We start from the raw sequence: 16,869 nt of genomic DNA, 5'->3' as shown, positions 1-16,869 counted from the left end.
GGTTCGCAATAGTCTGGTCGGCGAGGTATGCAATTCGGTGATGGCAGGCTATGAATATTCTATTTCTCTATCGCAGGCTTCCGTGGATAACATGAGTTCACAGGGGTGTAGCAGGCGCTAACCCACAAAACACAACTACACGGAAGAGACATGAAAAACTTCATCATCAAAGTGGGGGTTGGCGCCCTCATCTCCTGCAGCGCTTGCGCACAGCAAAACTATCCTGACCACCCCGTGCGTCTTATCGTTGGCTTCGCCGCAGGTGGAAGTACCGACCTGGTGGCTCGGATTGTCGCCAACAAAATGAGTGCGCTTCTCGGCCAGTCGGTAGTTGTAGAAAACCGGGCTGGGGCGGGCGGCAGTATCGCGACTGACGCGGTAGCCAAGTCGAAGGCGGATGGCTATACGCTTCTTCTCGGCACCAGCTCACACGCTATCAATGCGTCGCTGTACAAGCGTCTGCCGTACGATTCCGATGATGTCGTTCCAGTGTCGGTCGTGGCCTCGGTTCCCATGGTGCTCGCCGTGAACCCCTCCGTGAAAGCAAATACGGCCAAGGAATTCATCGACGACATCAAGAAGAATCCGGGAAAGTACACCTATGGCTCCGCGGGCAAGGGAAGCGCATTGCATATGGCCGTCGAACTGCTGGCAAACCAGGAGAAACTGCAGGTCACCCATGTCCCGTTCCGCGGTGCCAGCCAGGCGATTCAATCGGTGATTTCTGGCGATATTCCGTTCATCACCGACGCAGTGTCGACGGCCGCTCCAATGGTGCAGTCGGGCAAGCTGAAGGCATTCGCCGTGACCACGGCCACGCGCTCATCGGTGCTTCCCAACGTGCCGACGATGAAGGAAGCAGGTTTCCCTTCCTATGAGACCTCAATCTGGAACATGGTGATGGTTCCCAAGGGAACTCCCGCCGCTGTGGTGGAGAAGCTGAGCGCTACACTGCTTGCCACAGTAAAAGATCCCGATGTCCAACAGCGCATGCAAAAAATTGGTGTGGAACCCGTTCTGGACTCCACGCCTGAAAAAGCAGCGGCTTTCGTGAAAGCGGAAACGCGTCGTTGGGCAGAGGTTATCAAGGCGGGCAGCATCCAGCAGGAATGACACCCGCCAGCGCATCGCAGGCGTTACGCCTCATGCGCCAATCCAGGTTGCTCCGGGCCATGCTCCGTCAAGAACAAGGCGCCGCATCAGTGCAACCAGCTCCCCGGCGACGAAGCTGCTAGCTGGGGAGGGGCGGCGACTGCTCGCCTGAGCGATGACGATGCGTCGGGAGAGATTCGGCGAGACGATGGGCGCCCCAGCGAGCGTGCCCGCTTCCAGTTCTCCGGATATGGCGGAACTGGGCAACACTGAGTAACCGAAACCTTGTGCAACGAGGGCTTTCTGTACGCTAAGCGCATTCGTTTCCATGGCCACCGTTGGCGTGATGCCCGCCACTGCGCATGCGTGCTCGACCACGCCTCGCAATCCGTGATGAGCGTTGGGTAAGACGAGGGGGATGTCCTTCAGGCCTTCAATCGTCTGCTCGCTACCACTCAGCGTTCCCGGTGCGCCGATGAGATACAGCTGCTCATCGAGCAGCGGTTCGACGGCAAGGTTCGAAGACACTATGGTGTCGTAGAGCAACGCGACTTCGACGTCGCCAGCCTCCAGCCACTCCAGCACGTTGCCTGCATACCCGGCGTTGATTCGGACGACCAGTTGTGGGTGTTTTGCTTTCACCGCAGAGACGAGTTCCGTCGCGAGGAGCTCGCAGGTGCTGGGAAGCAGGCCAATAGCTGCAGTGCCCGACAGTTCGCGGCTTGCGGGCTTGATTTGCGCCTTCGCGCGGTCGAGTTCCTGGATGGCGCGACGACCGTACTCCGCCATTGTTCGGCCGGCCTCGGTGAGCACCATGCCATGCCGCTCACGTTCAAAAAGCTCCACGCCCAGCTCTTCTTCCAGGAGGCGCACATGCCTCGACACTGCGGGCTGAACGATGCGCAAGAGGTCTGCTGCCTTGGTGGCGCTACCCGTCTCGGCAATCGCAAGGAGGGCGCGCAGCTGCTTGATATCCATGGGGTCCCCGTCCTATTCAGAATCGTGATGCCTGGCATCAGATAATTGTATTTCATAGTCATTCACCAACAAAACTATGATAGCAGCGTTGCCCCCCTAACGAGTACCCACTGCCCACTATGACCAGTCCCAACTCCGAGCCGCTTGAGTGGCATGAGGCCATCTTCCAGACCCTCAAAGAGAACAATGTCCAACAGGTCGCGTATGTGCCCGATGCTGGCCATTCGCATGTCATCAAACGTGCCAAGGCTGACCCGGATATCCGGGACATCGTGCTTACCACTGAGGAAGAGGGCGTGGCTGTGGTCAGCGGCGCATGGCTCGGTGGTCAGCGAGCTGTGCTGCTGATGCAGAGCAGCGGCGTAGGCAATTGCGTGAACATGTTCTCGCTTCTCGACAGCTGCCGTTTCCCGTTCTTCACGCTCGTGACGATGCGAGGCGAGTACGCCGAGTTCAACCCATGGCAAAACTCGATGGGACTCGCGACGGAGGGGGCGCTTGAGCTCATGGGTATCACGGTCTACCGAGTAAACTCCCCAGACGAGGCGGCGGAGATTGTGGACGCTGGCCTCGTGTCCGCGTTCGACGCCGGCAACCGCGTTGCAATCCTTCTGTCCCAGAGCCTGATTGGCCGCAAAAAGTGGATGCGCTGAACATGACGACCTCTACCCCCAAGAACGGTATCGACCGCCGCAAGTTCGTGGCAGAACTCCTGAAGCAATTTCCCGAGGCGCTGGTCGTCTCCGGTCTCGGCTCGCCTTCCTACGATGTGTTCGCCGCCGGTGACCGCGCCAGCAACTTCTACCTGTGGGGTGCGATGGGCGGCTCCACCTCCTTGGCGCTCGGCCTGGCCGTGGCGCAGCCCGAGAAGACCGTGATTGCCATCACGGGTGATGGTGAGCAGCTCATGGGTATCGGCAGCCTGGCCACGGCCGCGGCGCAGCGTCTCAACAATCTCTCTGTCGTTATCCTGGACAACGGACACTTCGGCGAAACGGGAATGCAGCAGAGCCATACCAGCCTGGGCACCAATCTCTCGCAAGTCGCGAAGGCTGTTGGTGTTCCGAAGACACTCGAGATTTCCAACGTCGAGGAGTTGGACTCCCTGGTTGGTGAAATCCGGAAAGCAGATGGGATGACGGTCGCGCAGGTCTACATTTCGACCGAAGAACCCCAGCGCGCTCTGCCGTCGCGGGATGGTGTCTACGTCAAGAACCGCTTCCGCGAGCATCTTGGTTTGGCCCCTTTCTAAACATCAAGGCTGAAGAGAGAAAAGTGCCATGAAGCAGTATCCAATGTTCATTGATGGGGCCTTTGACAACGCGGCCGACGGCCGCTGGTTCGAGACCCACAATCCGTACACCGGGCAACCTTGGGCTGGAGTGGCTCGCGGCGGGACCGCAGATGTCGACCGTGCCGTGCGGGCGGCGGACAGGGCTTTCCGCTCGGGGCCGTGGGCGGAGATGACGGCTACGCAGCGTGGCGCTTTGCTTCGGAAACTCGGGGATCTCATCGCCGAGAATGCTGACCGCCTGGCCGAGTTTGAAGTGCAGGACAACGGCAAACTGTTGGCGGAGATGGGTGCCCAGTTGAAGTATCTGCCACAGTGGTTCTACTATTTCGGCGGTCTCGCCGACAAGGTTGAAGGGGCGGTTATTCCCTTGGACAAGAAGGGCTACTTCAACTACACGCGCAAGGAACCGCTTGGAGTGGTTGCAGCCATCACGCCATGGAATTCGCCGCTGATGCTTCTGGCATGGAAGATTGCGCCGGCGTTAGCCGCTGGTTGCACGGTTGTTGTCAAGCCGTCGGAGTTCACGTCGGTCTCTGCGCTCGAACTGGCAGTCCTCTTCCAGGACGCAGGATTTCCGCCGGGAGTGTTCAACGTGGTGACCGGGTTTGGCGGGGAGGTTGGCTCTCCGCTCGTGACGCATCCGTTGGTGAAGAAGGTGACGTTCACGGGCTCTGACGCAACGGGCCGGGTCATCAACCAGCAGTGCGCTGCACAGTTCAAACATGTGAGCCTGGAGTTGGGGGGCAAATCGCCCAACATCGTCTTCGAAGATGCCAATCTCGATGACGCCGTCAATGGCGCTGTTTCCGGTATCTTTGCTGCCAGCGGTCAGACGTGCATTGCCGGCTCTCGTCTTCTTCTCCAGGAAGGCATTTATGACGCATTCGTCGAGAAGCTTCTTGCATTGGCTAAGACTGCGAAACTGGGAAATCCGATGGAGGCCACTACGCAGGTTGGGCCAATTACGACAGCGGCACAATACGAAAAGGTTCTGTCCTACATCGAGATTGCTAAGGCGGAAGGAGCAACGCTCTTGCTAGGTGGAAAGCCGGCAAGTCGTGGCGGTTGGTTTGTCGAGCCAACGATATTCTCCAATGTCGAGCCGAAGATGCAAATCGCTCAAGAAGAAGTGTTTGGACCGGTCCTGTCGATTCTGAAATTCAGGACCGAAGACGACGCGGTGGCGATTGCGAATGACAGTTGCTACGGGCTCGGCGCAGGCGTCTGGACACGCGATATCGGCCGCGCATTTCGCATGTCAGACCGAATTCAAGCCGGCACCGTCTGGGTCAATACATATCGCGCTGTAAGCTTCATGTCGCCGTTCGGCGGATACAAGGACTCTGGCCTTGGCCGGGAGAATGGGCTCTCGGCGATTGAGTCGTACCTCCAGACAAAGAGCGTTTGGATCAATACTGGCGCACCCACGGGAAACCCTTTCACGATTCGCTAGTGCGCCGAGGCTTCTAGAGTAGAGGGGTGACGCGCGCCGCACTACGTTCCTGGATGTTTCTTCTCTGTCCCAAACGGTGTCCCTGGAGGGCGAGGCCGGCGCCATTGAGTTGCTTGTCGCCAGGTGCGAAGTTGTGCGGTCATTCCGAGTTGTTCAAGCGCGGTCGTCATGACTATTGCGTGAGCTGCGGTAGGACAGTCCCTTTTCTGTTTGTGGCATACATCAGTCGGTCTGGAACATTCGGCTGAAATCGCATGTGCCCTTCGCCAACTCGATGATGGAAGAGACCAGCACGCTCTTCCTCTCGATCTTGCAGACTGCGGCGTAATTCGCTTGCGGAAGCGCTGGGCTGATTTGAAGTACTTCAAGCGCGCCAGCTTCGACCATCGGAGCAAGGCAAGACTTGGGAAGGTAGCTGATTCCCATCCCCGACACGGTCAGTCCTATGATTGCAACGACGCTATTGCTGTACAGGACGTTTTCCGATTTGACACCTTGGGCATGTAGCCATTTGTTGTAGAGCTGGCCCGTCCCCGAGCGGCTGTCCTGAGCCAGCAGCCGCTGTTGAGCCAGTTCATGCATCTGGTGCCGCTTTCGGCGGGGTACCAAACCGGGCTTGCACATCCAGGCGTTCTCCACAGCGCCGACGCGTGTCACTGCAAACCGGTGGTCATCAAAGACTTCAGGAACCACCATGAGGTCGACCTCGTCCGCGAGTAGTTTGTCGCGGAGCACCACGCTCACATCGACATGCGGCTCGATGATGACTCTTGGGTACGTTTCCTGAATCGCGCCAATGAGGCGCGGCAGCCAGGTCATCGCCGTCAATTCGGTGACGCCCACGCGTACGTGGCGCTCCAGTACTTCGGGACGCTGGAACTGCTCGACTGCGGCATCTCTCTCCTCCAGTAATCGTTTCGCCAACAAGTACATCTCTTCCCCCTTCTCGGTGAGACGGGCTGAGCGCATTGAACGGTCGAATAGAGGGGTGTCGAATAGCGCCTCCAACTCCTGGATGCGTTTCGAAACTGCGGACTGGGTCGTGTGCATTCTGTTAGCGGCCTGGGCAAATCCGCCCAGGTGCACCACCCAGTAAATCGCTTCGAGCTGCTTGAATGTCATCTGTCGGCTCCTGAAATCTTCCCGGAAACATCGCAAAAAAGAATGTATATGGATTCCAATTTATCGCTTTTTCTTCCGTAAATCGAGAACCAAAATACATCCATACCTCGACTGCCTGCGATGGCGGCCCAACAAAGAAGGTGCTCCCCACAAAGCAGCGGCGATGCAAACACTCGGCATCACCTTGGTCATCCGTGGGGCTGCACGCGACGATTTCAACCCGCGGATAGCTTGGCTTCCCGGGCCCCGTAGGCCGTAACTGCGGTAGGGGAGAACACGGAGACATCGGTATGTTGCTGACTGAAGAAGAGACTCAGATGTTGAATGGGAACAAAGGTCCCGCCGTCAAAAAGGCCATGGAAATCCTGGTGGCCTTGGGCGAGAGCTTCGGAGCCGCCCGGCTCGTTCCAGTCAACAACGTACACATGGCTGGCTCTTCCGTGTTGGTTGCCGAAGAGGCGGGCACGCGCTTCGTCGAAGACATCCGCAAGCAAGGCGGTACCTTCGTCACCCGCGTCACGACCAACCCGACGGCCGTCGACCCGACCCAGTGGAAGGACATCGGCATTCCCGAATCGGATGCGGTCCTACAGACTCGCCTCACAGATGCCTATGCCGACATGGGCGCGAACACCTGCAACACCTGTATTCCCTACCTGACCGGCAACTCGCCGCGTTTCGGTGAGCACATGGCCTGGGGCGAATCGTCGGCAGTGGTCTACGCGAACTCCGTCTGCGGTGCGCGCACCAACCGTGAAGGTGGTCCGAGCGGACTTGCATCGGCGCTGACCGGTCGTACGCCTGAATATGGCTTTCACCTGAAGGAAAACCGCTACGGCAAATTCCTCATCAAGGTAGAAGTGCCGCTCAGCGATATGACGGACTACGGCACGCTCGGCTACTTCGCCGGCAAAATTGCTGGCCAGGACACTCCGGTGTTCACTGGCATCCCGACCACGCCGACGCTGGAAGAGCTCAAAGCGTTGAGCGCGGCGCTGGCCGCCTCGGGCGCAGTGAGCATGTTCCACGCGGTGGGCGTAACGCCGGAAGCCCCGACGCTCGAGGAAGCGTTCGGCGGCGGCGAACCAGAAAAGGTGCTGGTGTTCGGCCAGGCAGAGAAGGAGCAAGCTGAGGCCGCACTGAACAAGGAGCCGACCGACCACGTGGACTGGATTCTCGTTGGCTGTCCCAATGCGTCGGTCCAGGAAATCCGCGAAGTTGCAGAAGCGTTGGAAGGCAAGACGGTTCACAAGGACATTACCCTGTGGGTCACCACGGCGGGCGCCATGTATGCGATGGCGGAACGCATGGGCTACATCAAGACCATCGAAGATGCAGGCGGCGTGGTGGTGCGCGAAACCTGCCCGTTCCTGGCACGCAGTCGCGTGATTGCACCCGCAAAGGGCTACAGAACGCTCACGACCAACTCCGCAAAGATGGCATTTTATGCGCCGGGCCAGTTTGGCCTGCCCACGCACTACGGGAATCTGCAACGAGTCATGAACGCCGCCGTCGCTGGCGTCTGGAGGTAAGCATCATGACAACCACGAAATTTGTCCTGCAGGGCCGCAAGATTGTCACTGGCAAGGCCAAGGGTGAAGCGGTGGTGACGAGCGAAGCCATCAGTTTCAACGGCGGCGTAGACAACTATACGGGCGTGGTCACGGAACCTGGACACGAGCTCGAAGGCGTAAACATTGCTGGCAAGGTGCTCGTGTTCCGCACCGGCAAGGGCTCCACGGGCGGCTCGTACAAGATTTACGACATGGTTTCTCGCGGTACCGCGCCTGTGGCATTCATCCAGGTGGACCCCGAGCCCATCACAACGATTGGCGCGATTATCGGGAGCATTCCCGTTGTTGCCGGCTTGGACCAGAACCCGACAACGGCCATCGCAACCGGCGACTACATCGAACTCGATGCCGACGCAGGCACGGTCTCTGTGACCAGCGAACGTGAGTTGGAGTAGTCCGAACGTTCCGCAGTTTTAAGCACCATTGCGACCCCAAATAACAAGCGATGGGCTGGCATTAAAGCCGATTTGCAGATGCGCTGACCTCTCAGCGCATTCGTAAAGAAAAAGCCACCAATGGAGACAACCATGACTCGACGTTTCACCCACGTCGCTGTCGCCGCCTGCGCGGCGATTGCGAGCCTGACTGCAAATGCCAACGAATGGCCTGCTCAGAAGCCCATCACGCTGGTGGTGCCCTTGGCTGCTGGCGGCAGCACCGACTCGACCGCACGTCTGCTGGCCGAGAAGCTCGGCAAGGTAATCAAGCAGCAGATTATCGTGGAAAACCGCGCGGGTGCCGGCGGCAATATCGGCGCTGCGTACGTTGCGAAGGCGAATCCGGATGGCTACACGCTGCTGATGGCGACGAGCACGATTGCCTCCAACGTGACGCTCTACAAGAACATGGGTTTCGACCTGCGCAAGGACCTCATTCCGGTTTCGCAAGTTGCTCTGATTCCGAACGTGCTTGTGGTGAACAACAACGTCCCGGCGAGAACGTTGCCTGAGTTCATCGAATACGTGGAGAAGAAGAAAGGGCCGATTACCTATGGCTCCGCCGGCAATGGCACTGCCTCCCATCTGTCGGGCGCGCTGTTCAATAGCATGGCCCATGGCGACATGCTGCACGTGCCTTACAAAGGTGGTGCACCGGCGAATGCTGACCTGATTGGCGGTCAGATTCAAGCCGTTTTCGCGCCGATGGTCGAGATCCTACCGTTCATCGATGGTGGAAAATTGCGTCCGCTAGCTGTCACCACGAAGAGCCGCTCGGCACGCCTGCCCAATGTGCCGTCCATTTCGGAATTGTTGCCGGGCTTCGAGGTGACGCTGTGGAACGGCGTTTTTGCTCCAGCCAGTACGCCGCAGGCCATCGTCGACAAGCTGGCCGCCGGCATTCAGAAGGTGCTGCAAGACCCGGTAGTGCGCAAGAACCTGACGGACCAGGGCTCGACCCCGGTCGGCAATGCACCGCCCGAGTTCATGAAGATTGTCGATTCGGAAATCGACAAGTGGGGCAAGCTCGTCAAGCTGTCAGGCGCGAACATCGAATGACGAAGAGGCGACCGATATGTCCAACGTCTCGATGATGTTCCCGCGCTATGCCCTGGTAGTCGTCGCAGTAGCGGTCCTGGCGGCCTGCGCGACTACGCCGGCAACGCAGAAACAGGCTTCGTACTACCTCTCGGTGCAGGACGGCCGCGCAGGCTTGAACGACGGCAAGCCGTTTGTTCGGAAGGCGGACGACTCCCTGGCGGTCATTGTGCTGTCCGGCGGCCAATTGCGGGTGGCGCAGCAAGTGGCCATGCCGACATCGCTGGTGGGGCCACCGAGCTCCATTGCCATCGCCCCTGGCGGGCGTGTAGCACTGGTCAGTGCATCGACTCGTCGTGACCCGGCCGATGCGTCGAAAGTGGTGACCTACGACCTGGTGTCCATCGTGGCGCTAGACCCGAGTGGCGCTGCGGGTCCGCGCGTCGTTGGCAGCGTCCACACCGGCGCCGGCGCATCGGGCATTTCCATCAACCGGGCGGGCAATCTGGCACTTGTGGCCAATCGCACCGAGGGATCGGTGTCGGTCCTCTCCATGGAGGGCGAGAAGGTGGAAGTCGTTGGTAAGGTTCAACTGGGGGAGAAGTCCGGTCCGGCACACGTCGCTTTCACGCCGGACGGACGTCGTGCGCTAGTTAGCCGGGATGGCGACAACCGGGTCAGCCTGCTGGCAATCGATGGCCGCACGGTCACGCTGGAGCAGCGCGAGGTCTACGCTGGCCTTCGTCCCTATGGGTTGGACATCTCTCCTGACGGCTCCTGGGCTGCGGTGACCAACCTCGGTGGCGGCCAGGGCGATGCCGACACTGTCAGCCTGATTGATCTGCGAGCCAAGCAGCCGTGGGTCGTCGACACGGTGACGGTTGGCCAGACACCGGAAGGCATCTTTTTCTCCCCTGACAGCCGGTCGCTTGGCGTGACGGTTATTGACGGCAGCAACAAGGCGCAGACCTCGCCTTTCCATGGGACTGCGCGCTACCGCTTGTTCACCATCGAAGACAGCCGCCTGCGTCCGACGGCACAGGTCGTCGGCGGGCAATGGCTGCAGGGCCATGCCTTCTCGCCGGACGGGAGCGCCGTGCTCGTGCAAGACGCAGCCAACCGTCAAATCCGGCTCTACCGCAATACGAGTGGGACGCTGGCAGACAGCGGCGAGCGACTGCAAATGGATGGGGCGCCTTCTGCACTGAAGCTCTGGCGCTAACGGAACGGCACTGCAAATGGGCAATGAGTCCCCAGGGAAAAGCAACTACCTGGAACTGCTAATCAATAGAGGAACGAACGTGAAGAGCAACCCTTCCTTGCTCGAGCGCCTTGCGCGGCTCGACACCAATACCGTCTCGGACGCACTCGACTTTCTGGGGATGCCCGGCGCCACGCATGGCCTGCGTCCGCTGTGGGACTGCCCGATGATTGTCGGCCGTGCCAGCACGATTCAGCTCGGCCCGAAGGCTGACGCCAAGCCGACGGTCCACCTGATTTCTCCAGTTATCGACGCAGTCACGACTGACGACCGCATTCTCGTGATTTCAGGCGGCATCGACGGCATTTCCTGCTGGGGCGACATCCTTGCCAACGCCGCGGTGTCGAAGAAGATTCGCGGTTCTGTCATTGACGGCTTCAGTCGTGACATCGAGGGCAGCGAATCGATTGGCTACCCGGTGTATGGCCGCGGTATCACGATGATCAGCGCGCGCAACCGCGTCATCCAGACCGGCTCCGGTGAGCCCGTGGAAGTTCGTGGCGTGACTGTGCACGAAGACGACTACGTCATCGCCGACCGCTGCGGCACGGTCTTCGTCCCGGCCGCAAGTATCGAGGAAGTGCTCGACATGGGCGAGCGTATTGCCCGTCGCCAGGACGGCATGGTGGAAGCTGTGCGCGCAGGTCGCTCTGTCGCCGAAGTCATGCACGACAAGGAATTCGAAGCTATCAATCAAGGGGACAAAAAATGAGCGCACCTGCCATGAACGCAGAAGACAAGGAGCTGATTGCTCTGTTCGAAGGTCTGGACACGCCGGGCGTGTCGGATGCTATGGACAAACTGGGCCTGCCGGGCCAGTGCCTTGGTATCGCACCGCTGGACAACTACAAGGGCACCATCATCGGCCCGGCTTTCACCGTCAAGTACGTTTCGGCAACAACCCCGGCCGGCTCGGTTGGCGATTTCATCGATGACGTGGCAGAAGGCGACATTGTCGTGCTGGACAACGATGGCCGCACCGACTGCACCGTGTGGGGAGACATCATGACCCAATACGCTGGTCTGCGTCGCATCCGTGCCACCGTCATCGACGGCGTGTGCCGCGACGTATCGAAGGCGCTGGGCGACAATTACCCGCTGTTCACGCGTGGCCGCTTCATGCGTACCGGCAAGGACCGTGTCCAGGTCGAAGGCGTGAACGTGCCGGTGTCCATCGGCACCGCTCGCGTCGCCGCACGCGATATCGTTGTCGCCGACGCCAATGGAGTGGTTGTGGTCCCCCGAGGTCGCGCCCGTGAAGTTGCGGACGTTGCTCGCAGCATCGAAGGTGTGGAATCGAAGATTCGCGAGCAGATCGCTCAAGGCAAGACCCTCGGCCAGGCGCGTGAAGCACTGGGCTACCACACGCTGCAAAGGAAGGCATGATGTCCGCATCGCAAAATCCCTATAGCGCCGCTCAGCTGGAGCAGGCACGCAAGCTGGGTACATCGACCCTGTTCGAAGCCTGCGGCATCGCCACGGCGTCCGTTGACCCGCTGGTCCGCACGATTTGGCCTGGCGCCTCCGTGGCTGGCCCTGCGTATCCGCTGGAATGCTCGCCGGGCGATAATTTGGCCATTCATGTGGCCATGGAGAAGGTGCCGCGCGGTAGCGTACTGGTCGTGAAGACGGGCGGCTTCGTGGCCGGCTACTGGGGCGAGGTTCTGACGGTTGCCGCCGAGGCAGCTGGCGTCGTGGGCTTGGTCATCGATGGAGGTGTCCGCGACATTGCGGCGCTTACCGCCCGTCGGTTTCCCGTGTTCACCCGTGGCATCTCGGTACGCGGAACCATCAAGGCCAGCGTTCCATCCGTCGGCCAGCCTTTAAGCTTCACCGGCACGCCGGTTGCGAGCGGTGACCTAGTGGTAGCTGACGACGATGGCGTGGTGGTTATCCCCGCAGCGCACGTGAATGCAACGCTCGATAGCGGGCAGGGCCGCTTCGACAAGGAAGCGCGCATCATGGACGAGTTGACCAAGGGGCGTACGACGCTCGAGCTTCTGGGTCTTTCGGCTTGGAGGCAGGGCGCCTAATTCTCGGCCCCGCTAGTATGAGCATTGGCCGCACTTTGAGCTCTGGCCAATGCTCCCGCTCTCCCTCAAATCGAGAGTGGGGCGTCCCTGAGTACACTCGCTCTCAGTCGTCGTATGCGCGAGTCGACGAAGTACCCGCCGCCCTCTACGTAGCGTAGATAAGCACGCTCGCAGACCTCGCACTCCGAGACGGTGCAGCGGTTGTAAGGAAAGTAGAGGGGAGCAATAGGAGCATCGGCTGACCAGAGTGTGGTGCCCTGAGGGTGATATTCCTCATAGGTTGCTTCGGTGTATGCGTCTCGGACCAGGGTGCCGATGACGCGAAGCTGTTGCTCTGGGAAGGAGACGGGTACCGAAGTCCATTCATCGAGCTCAGGAGCAGCGCACGCACAATCCTTCGTTACGGCATCCGTACGGTGGGCGAGGGCTTGCAGAGCATCGAACTGCAGGTAGGTTTCGTTATCCACGGGGCGTCACGTTATGGAGCAGGCATCCAAGATGCCAACTGGAGCATCATACCGCCGCTGCGGAAATCAACACAGTTCTCTCCGCCCTGGCTGCCCACTGTGAAGCAGTTCCTGGTGAGACTAGAACGTTCGGATGTAGGCGTAGCGGATAGGAGGCGAGGGTTACTCCGGGACCAATGTGTGAGCCAAGAAAGAGACTCAAGGAGTATCCTAAGCATATCCTCAGTATTTTAGAAAAATGGCGTCCGGTCGCTTTGGAGGCTTTGCTCCCCGGACGCCTCCTGAAATTTTGAGCCAACAGACCGCTCAGGAGATGTTGGGCGTGGTCTTTAGTCGCGAAAGCCGTAGAGTCGCGCTGGATTCGCCATCAGTATTGATTGCCGAGTTGTGGCTTCGGGGAACTACGTGGCCAGGAGATTCGCCAACGTCTGCCTCCTCGCCTGAATGTAGCGAGCTGGCTGCACTCAGGAGAACGATGCCCATGAGGAAAGCGAGTCGGAATTCTGCAGTCGTGTCTGGCTTACAGGTTTCTCGACTCGTTTTTATAGGGCTGTGCTCTTGGATGGTAGCTCACCGCAACCCGTAAGAATCGAGGGTTGTTTGCAGTCCAAGCAGCTCGACCATCGTAGCGCCTTGTTCAAGCTTCTTCCGCATTTCAGCTTCCTTCTCCTCCCGGGCTTCGCTTGCATCGATGACCGTTTGGAGTTCATCCGATGCTACGACGACAAGCCCGTCGCGGTCGCCGACGATGATGTCACCGGGATTGATTGGAGCACCACCAACCACAACGGGCACGTTCAGGCGACCGGGCTGAACCTTGTTGGTCCCGCGGATGCTGAGACCGCGGCAGAATACGGGGAAGCCCATTTCCACGATATTTGTCGCATCGCGAACGGCACCGTCGATGACCAGGCCGGCTATGCCGATTTTCTGTGCTGCGAACGTCAGCACATCACCCCATGGTCCGGCGTTGACGAATTGCTTGGCATCGACCACTAGGACATCTCCCGGTCGCGCCTTCGTCAACGCATAGTGAATCATCAGGTTGTCGCCGGGCCGGATGTCGATGGTCAGTGCGGGACCGGCGACTCGCATCGAAGGGTCCAGGGGCGCAATAGCCGAATCTACAGCGCCGCGCTGGCCCTGAGCTTCGTGGATGGTGGCGGTGCCAAGGCGCAAGAGGCGCTGGAGTTGGTCAGCGGTAGCGGTATGAGTCATTTCAGTAAATTCCGAATTCGTTGATGTTCAGTCGACCGTCGCGCCGGAGCGTTTGACCAGCGATTCCCAGTACGGCATCTCTTTCGTGATGAAAGCGCGGAACTGAGCAGGCGTGCCGTGAACGTCGCCAGAACCCAAGTCGCTAAGCTTCGATGCAATGTCGGGTTCGGTGAGGACCGCATTGAGTTCTGCATTCAGCCGCTGAATAAGCGGTGCAGGCGTTTCTGCAGGCACGAACAAGCCGTACCAATTCTCGATGACGAAGCCAGGGAACCCTGATTCCTGCAGCGTCGGAACATCGGGCAGCGTCTTCGAGCGCTTTGCACCGGTGGTTGCCAGCACACGGAGCTTTCCAGACTTGATGTGCGGGGCGATGGCCGTCGTCGTTTCGAATGCAATGGGTACTTGGCCGGCAATGACGTCGCTCAACGCGGGCCCCTGGCCACGATAGGGGACGTGCACCATATCGAGCTGACGCTCGAGCTTCAGCATTTCGCCTGCGAGATGTTGCGGGCTGCCGCTTCCGCCGGAGGCGTAGCTGTACTTTCCGGGAGCGGCCTTGGTCATGTCGACCAGTTGTCCCACAGTCTTCACAGGTAGCGACGCATTGACGTAAAGGACGAGCGGAACCGACGCTACTTCGCGCACTGGAGCCAATGCTTGAGTCGGGTCGAGCTTCAGCTTGTAGAGGTTCCGGTTGATGACAATCCCGGTGTTGTTCCCGAGCAGTGCGGTGCAGCCATCCGGCTTGGCACGCGAGACGAACTCAGTGCCAATATTGCTGCTGGCGCCGCCCTTGTTGTCGACGATGACGGTGACGCCAAGTCGCTTGGATAGTCCGGGCGAAACAATGCGCGCGAGGATATCGGTGGTACCACCGGGCGGGTAAGGGGATACGAGCCGCAGGGTCGGGCAGGGATAAGCTTCGGCCGCCGCTGCCGCGACAGGAGTGAGTGCGCAGGCCAAGGTCGCCGCCGCGAGCGCGGTCACGAGATACATCTTGCAGTTCATTTTGTCTCCGTTATATTTTTGTGACCCTGGGTTCAGTGACCGGTCCGCTGAAGCGTGTGGTACCCGAATTGGCGGCGTGCCTCCCCAAGCGGTGTGCCGGCCAACGCGGCTTCCAGAATCTTGCCTTCGACCTCGCGGGTGCGAAGAGCGCGCTCGAACACCTCTGCCGCGCGGGCTTGCGGTATGACGACGACGCCGTCGGCGTCTGCAACCACGTAGTCGCCTGGCGTCACTCGCACGTCGCCAAGGCTGACGACCTCACCAACAGTGCTGACCTGAACACGGTCTTTGCCGGTGCGCATGAAGCGACCCCGCGCATAGAGCGGGTAGTTGACCTCTTGGGCTTCGGCAGTGTCACGGCAGACCCCATTGATGACGGTGCCGGCGATACCGCGATGTTCAGCAATCTTGCTCATGATGCCGCCCCACACGGTGCAGTCGACGCGGCCGGAATTGTCCAGAACGGCGACAGCGCCTTGAGGAATGTTGTCGAGGTAGTCGCCGACAGTGCCCGGGGTTGCGGTGTCGACAGGTACAAAGGCAACCGTAAAGGCAGGGCCGAAAATGCGCGGTTCACCGGCTTGGAGGCCGATGCCGAGTGCGCTACCAGGCAGCTTGAAATAGTCGAGCGCGTCCGAGATTTCAGCTGTGCTCAGGGCGCGAGCCGCTTTCAGCAGACTTTGCGCGGGGGGCGAAACACTGTCCATCGCTTAACTCCATGTGTGGGTCGTTGGAGTTTCGAGTAAAGTTCTGGCTGAATCAAACATCGAAAATTGGACCTAGATTCATAAAAAATGAACTTGAAGCAGCTGAGGTACTTCTGTGAGGTGGTAGACGCTGGTAGCGCGGTGGCGGCTGCCGGTCGCCTGTTCGTCGCGCCCACGGCAATCAGCATGCAGATATCGCAGTTGGAGTCGCAGTTGGGTGCGCCCGTGTTCGACCGGTCCAATCGGCCCATGACGCTAACGCCCACTGGTAAGTTTCTGTATCCCCGGGCGAAAGACCTTCTTTCCCAAATGCGCCAACTTGACGAGGAGGCGAGGGCCGTTGCTGCTGGCAACATTGGTTGGCTTGGAGTTGGATTCACCCGGTCAACAATCTTCTCCCTGCTCCCGGAGGCGGTCCGGCGCTTTCGGGAAAAGCTTCCCGGCATTCAACTGGACTTGCTCGAGCAACTGTCGGAGCATCAGCCAGAACTGCTACGTAGTGGTCGAATTGACGTTGGCGTTTCCCGCTTCATCGGCGATTTCGACCGAGCCGGCGACTTGACCTATACCGAGTTGTTCGAAGACCCGTTTGTCGCCGCAGTGCCCATCCATTCTCGGGCAGCGAAACGCAAGACGGTGAAGGCCGCCGACCTGGACGAGCTGGCGCTCATCCAATATCCGAAAGACCCACAGAGCCGGTACGCGAACCAGATGGTCGATTTACTTCGCCAGGCTGGAGGCAATCCTCGCGCGGGACATGAAGCCATCGAGATTCACACGGCACTGGGCCTGGTTGCCGCCGGACTGGGATTCACAGTGGTGGGTGCTTCGGTTGCAGCGGCGAACCGGAGTGACGTGGCCTTCGTTCGCATTTCGAATGTGCGGACGCAAGCCACGTTGGTGGCTGTGACGCGAGCTGGCGATGAGAGCCCGGCCGTGCGAGAGTTCGTCGCCTCATTGGCGCTCGCGCATCCCCAGTAGCGAGCGCCTCAATGCGTCCGTTGCGCCATTGCGTTGTCTAGGTTTGAGTAGAAAGGGGCAAGCAGCTGGGTATGCCGCTTGCCCTGAAAAATGCTGTAGCGGGGTTCGCACAGCTAATTTCAGCTAACGGCCGTGCCCGCCGGAACCTGAACGCCGAGGGCGTGTACCTAAAGTGAGCTTTGTGGATGACCGGGGAGTGTCAA

17 protein-coding genes are annotated in these 16,869 nt (G+C 59.7%); 12 read left to right on the top strand and 5 right to left on the bottom strand.

Translation table 11 applies throughout. The annotated features are described in order from the left end of the window. Positions 1-150: 150 nt before the first annotated feature. On the top strand, positions 151-1,113 hold the full coding sequence (locus tag EV147_RS20030) for a tripartite tricarboxylate transporter substrate binding protein (protein ID WP_130392967.1): 963 nt from the start codon (positions 151-153) through the stop codon (positions 1,111-1,113). A gap of 30 nt (positions 1,114-1,143) precedes the next feature. Here the strand turns inward: EV147_RS20030 and EV147_RS20025 are convergent, their stop codons facing one another. Further along, positions 1,144-2,070, bottom strand: a complete 927-nt coding sequence (locus EV147_RS20025; protein ID WP_130392966.1) for a LysR family transcriptional regulator — start codon at positions 2,068-2,070, stop codon at positions 1,144-1,146. Between the two features lie 119 nt (positions 2,071-2,189). Between EV147_RS20025 and EV147_RS20020 the strand changes: the two genes are divergently transcribed. From EV147_RS20020 to EV147_RS20010, 3 genes are read left to right on the top strand one after another with little or no spacing between them, the layout of a single operon-like run. Then, entirely contained in the window at positions 2,190-2,723 is a 534-nt protein-coding gene (locus EV147_RS20020) for a thiamine pyrophosphate-binding protein (protein ID WP_130392965.1), read from the top strand. Positions 2,724-2,725: 2 nt separating this feature from the next. Further along, complete coding sequence (locus EV147_RS20015) at positions 2,726-3,322, top strand: thiamine pyrophosphate-dependent enzyme (RefSeq protein ID WP_130392964.1); 597 nt, start codon at positions 2,726-2,728, stop codon at positions 3,320-3,322. 28 nt (positions 3,323-3,350) lie between these two features. After that, a complete protein-coding gene (locus EV147_RS20010; RefSeq protein WP_130392963.1) occupies positions 3,351-4,817 on the top strand; it encodes an aldehyde dehydrogenase in 1,467 nt (488 codons plus the stop codon). 222 nt (positions 4,818-5,039) lie between these two features. Here EV147_RS20010 and EV147_RS20005 read toward each other — a convergent pair whose 3' ends face one another. Further along, positions 5,040-5,939, bottom strand: a complete 900-nt coding sequence (locus tag EV147_RS20005) for a LysR family transcriptional regulator (protein ID WP_130392962.1) — start codon at positions 5,937-5,939, stop codon at positions 5,040-5,042. 290 nt (positions 5,940-6,229) lie between these two features. Between EV147_RS20005 and EV147_RS20000 the strand changes: the two genes are divergently transcribed. From EV147_RS20000 to EV147_RS19970, 7 genes are all read left to right on the top strand, one after another. Continuing rightward, complete coding sequence (locus EV147_RS20000) at positions 6,230-7,471, top strand: aconitase X (RefSeq protein WP_130392961.1); 1,242 nt, start codon at positions 6,230-6,232, stop codon at positions 7,469-7,471. Positions 7,472-7,476: 5 nt separating this feature from the next. Next, entirely contained in the window at positions 7,477-7,908 is a 432-nt protein-coding gene (locus EV147_RS19995) for an aconitase X swivel domain-containing protein (protein WP_130392960.1), read from the top strand. A 132-nt stretch (positions 7,909-8,040) separates the two neighbouring features. Continuing rightward, on the top strand, positions 8,041-9,009 hold the full coding sequence (locus tag EV147_RS19990) for a tripartite tricarboxylate transporter substrate binding protein (protein WP_130392959.1): 969 nt from the start codon (positions 8,041-8,043) through the stop codon (positions 9,007-9,009). A 16-nt stretch (positions 9,010-9,025) separates the two neighbouring features. After that, positions 9,026-10,210 (top strand): YncE family protein, encoded by a 1,185-nt coding sequence (locus EV147_RS19985; protein WP_130392958.1) that lies wholly within the window; start codon positions 9,026-9,028, stop codon positions 10,208-10,210. A 79-nt stretch (positions 10,211-10,289) separates the two neighbouring features. After that, positions 10,290-10,961, top strand: a complete 672-nt coding sequence (locus tag EV147_RS19980) for an RraA family protein (protein ID WP_235844848.1) — start codon at positions 10,290-10,292, stop codon at positions 10,959-10,961. A gap of 11 nt (positions 10,962-10,972) precedes the next feature. Further along, positions 10,973-11,635, top strand: coding sequence for an RraA family protein (locus EV147_RS19975; protein ID WP_130392956.1), 663 nt, complete (start codon positions 10,973-10,975; stop codon positions 11,633-11,635). After that, complete coding sequence (locus EV147_RS19970; RefSeq protein ID WP_130392955.1) at positions 11,632-12,282, top strand: RraA family protein; 651 nt, start codon at positions 11,632-11,634, stop codon at positions 12,280-12,282. Before EV147_RS19975 ends, EV147_RS19970 begins: the two co-directional genes overlap by 4 nt. A 1,037-nt stretch (positions 12,283-13,319) precedes the next feature. Here EV147_RS19970 and EV147_RS19960 read toward each other — a convergent pair. Genes EV147_RS19960 through EV147_RS19950 form a run of 3 tightly spaced genes read right to left on the bottom strand, consistent with a single transcriptional unit; the run spans position 13,320 to position 15,685 of the window. Beyond that, positions 13,320-13,967: a 4-carboxy-4-hydroxy-2-oxoadipate aldolase/oxaloacetate decarboxylase gene (locus EV147_RS19960; RefSeq protein WP_130392954.1), complete on the bottom strand. Its 648-nt coding sequence runs from the start codon at positions 13,965-13,967 to the stop codon at positions 13,320-13,322. A 27-nt stretch (positions 13,968-13,994) separates the two neighbouring features. After that, positions 13,995-14,978 (bottom strand): Bug family tripartite tricarboxylate transporter substrate binding protein, encoded by a 984-nt coding sequence (locus EV147_RS19955; protein WP_235844847.1) that lies wholly within the window; start codon positions 14,976-14,978, stop codon positions 13,995-13,997. A gap of 32 nt (positions 14,979-15,010) precedes the next feature. Then, positions 15,011-15,685, bottom strand: coding sequence for an RraA family protein (locus EV147_RS19950; RefSeq protein ID WP_130392953.1), 675 nt, complete (start codon positions 15,683-15,685; stop codon positions 15,011-15,013). Between the two features lie 87 nt (positions 15,686-15,772). Between EV147_RS19950 and EV147_RS19945 the strand changes: the two genes are divergently transcribed. Next, positions 15,773-16,666 carry a LysR family transcriptional regulator gene (locus EV147_RS19945; protein WP_130392952.1) on the top strand — a complete coding sequence of 298 codons (894 nt, stop codon included), beginning with the start codon at positions 15,773-15,775 and terminating at the stop codon, positions 16,664-16,666. The last annotated feature ends 203 nt before the right edge of the window (positions 16,667-16,869 follow it).

The sequence above is a fragment of the Cupriavidus agavae genome (assembly GCF_004217045.1).
Classification (GTDB): Bacteria; Pseudomonadota; Gammaproteobacteria; order Burkholderiales; family Burkholderiaceae; genus Cupriavidus; species Cupriavidus agavae.
This window is presented reverse-complemented; position numbering and strand designations above follow the sequence as displayed.